Genomic DNA, 708 nt, shown 5'->3' with positions numbered 1-708 from the left:
GAGGGGCAGGCGCACATTTGCGCCGGAGGACGCTGTATACATAAAAGGCGGTTAGTTCATCCCCGTATGAGAGGGGGTGATACATTTCCCGGAGTTTTACACGAAGGGAGGTGGCACGATATGGGACAAAAGCTGCTGCGTTTCGCAGTGTGCCTAGTGTTGGCAGCTTTGCTGCTGGTTTACTTAGCCCCAAAAGCGTGTTAGCCGCTCGGCTGGTACCCGAACGGCTAACATTTTTGTTAGTTTAAGGTAAGGGCTAACCGCCATGTAGCAGCGCCCTCTTTATCATTATTATACCATATACCCCGGCTTTGTCAAGAACAAGGCCGGGTATTTATTTTGCGGGAAAGGAGGTGGTGCCATGCAGTTAAGCCAGATTTTTGCCTGGGGCGGCGGGTGCGTATTCCTGCTGCTGACCCTGGTGCAGATTGCCCCTGTGAAAATAAATCCCTGGTCGGCTGCTGCCCGGTGGGTGGGCAGGGCGGTCAACGGAGACGTGCTGGACAAGCTGGGCAAGGTAGAAACCCGGCTGGAAAAGCACATCCAGGCCGACGACGAGCGGGATGCGGACATGCACCGGGCCAGGATTTTGCAGTTTAACACAGAGCTGCTCCGGGAGAAAAAGCACACCGAGGAAGATTTCAACGAAATCTTCTACAACATCAACTGCTATGAACGCTATTGCCGGGAGCACCCAGACTACCAGAA

At 54.0% G+C, this 708-nt stretch carries 1 pseudogene; it reads left to right on the top strand.

Annotated features, from left to right (window positions below):
* Positions 1-361: 361 nt before the first annotated feature.
* A pseudogene (locus D1841_RS17885) lies at positions 362-708 on the top strand (hypothetical protein); the annotation flags it as partial.

It is taken from the genome of Neglectibacter sp. X4 (genome assembly GCF_009917365.1).
Classification (GTDB): Bacteria; Bacillota; Clostridia; order Oscillospirales; family Acutalibacteraceae; genus Acutalibacter.
Note: the sequence above shows the minus strand (reverse complement) of the source record. Positions and strands in the feature narration are given on the sequence as shown.